At 39.6% G+C, this 1,726-nt stretch carries 2 protein-coding genes; both read right to left on the reverse strand.

Annotation, left to right across the window (positions count from 1 at the left end; genetic code table 11):
- Positions 1-47: 47 nt before the first annotated feature.
- Entirely contained in the window at positions 48-809 is a 762-nt protein-coding gene (locus AC1DUW_RS27790; RefSeq protein ID WP_477644049.1) for a hypothetical protein, read from the reverse strand.
- Positions 810-837: 28 nt separating this feature from the next.
- On the reverse strand, positions 838-1,726 hold an 889-nt coding region (locus tag AC1DUW_RS27795; protein WP_477644050.1), incomplete at its 5' end, for a cytochrome d ubiquinol oxidase subunit II.

Here is a 1,726-nt window from a genome sequence, read left to right on the forward strand (position 1 = left end):
CCTTTGATGTTTCAAAATCCCACTCCGCCTCAAGCCTTGTGCACTGACTACTCTTTCTTCTTTACCTTGATTGGTTTAACCTGGGCCTTTACAAGTTCCCACCCATCGTTGTAGGTCCATACTGATTTAATCTCCATCAACGGATCACGCTCGTCGGCCCCTTTCACATATTGAACCCCCACAAGGCCCTTTCCTTTTCCAAAAACGGTCTTGAGGTTCAATGACGAGTAGGGATCAACCAAAAGCTCGGTCGGTTCATTCAACTTTCCATCTTGATAAATACCTAATTCTTCATAATCTTGTTTTCTTGAACTGACATCTATCACAACAGGCTTTTGCCCTTCAATAATGATTTCCGCTTTGTAGCCGTCAAGAAATTGAGCCATTACAGGAACAGATGGCGGAACCTCTAATTCCTGAACTTTTCCATCTTTGAACGTGAAGGCATAACTATTTAGTAAGCGATCCGTACCTTCCATCAAAACCGTGACTAATACATCCTGAACCCCATCTTTATTCAAGTCAGCAAGCATGAGGTCGGGATTATACCCTGCTTTTAGAGGTACGCTAATTGTACGGCGGTTGCTTTCAACACTCAGCTCTATTTTTTTAAGAAACTTGCTTCCTTTCTCATACGGCAATCCTTGAACCTGGATGATATCTATTTTTTGGTCACCTGTGACATCTCTTTTTGTCGAAATATAGGTCCCATCAACTTGAAAATTTTTATCATGTGCTTCAACTGCTTGATAACTTAAAAAGAGTGAGATGACTAAAACTGCATATTTTAGCAAATCTAACTTTTTCATAGTGATAACCTCGCTTTTAGAAGATATACTAATTCGTCATTTGTCGCCGTTTGAATTTTCGACGTTGATCTTTCATAAAGATGGACCAGAAATAATAGAAACCTGGAACTAAAATCGCAAAGCCTACAATATATGTGGCAAACACTGCCCGGAATGACGTCGGGTCGGTAAAACCTGAGAGGATTGTTACATTCGGATAAATGATATATGGCAAATGAGCAATCCCATAAACATAGCTGCCGACCAAATACTGAATGATAATCGCTATGACAGCGATTCGCGGCATTCCTTTAACCTCTCGATTGGAAAAATAAGGAAGATACAAAGCCACTCCGCTAATGATAAAAAAGACTAACGAAAAGAGTAATAATGCAGAGTTTTTCATCATCCCCTCGTATAGCCAATTCGCTTCACTTTTTAATGTAATCATTACCATCATAGCCATGACTAACATAAGCGGCCCCGTTATCTTCGCGTCCCGTCGGTATATTTTATATGCTTTCATTTCATCAGCCTGTTTTGAGTAATCAGATAGAAGTAACGATGATAAAAACAGCGTGCTCAAAATTCCGAACCCCATAAAGGCATATTCATTTGGACTTGTGAAAAGCTTGAAAAGATTAAGTTCTTCATTTCCTCGCATTCCTTCAACAAACCCAAGATGGGTAATCGGCAAAACACTGATTAATAGCCCGGGAATAATTAATCCCGTTAACCCCGATATATACGTTAATGCTTTTTCATACTTGTCGACACTATGTGAGAAAACTAAGAACGCACTTCTAATACAAAGAAGCACTAAAATTAAACTGGCGGGAACAATTAATGCTACACCAATGGTAAAAACTGCCCCCGGAAACAAACTATAAATGGCAATGACAAGGCCAACTACGAAGGTATTAGTCACTTCCCATGTA

This window comes from Peribacillus sp. P4_C12, from assembly GCF_056402095.1.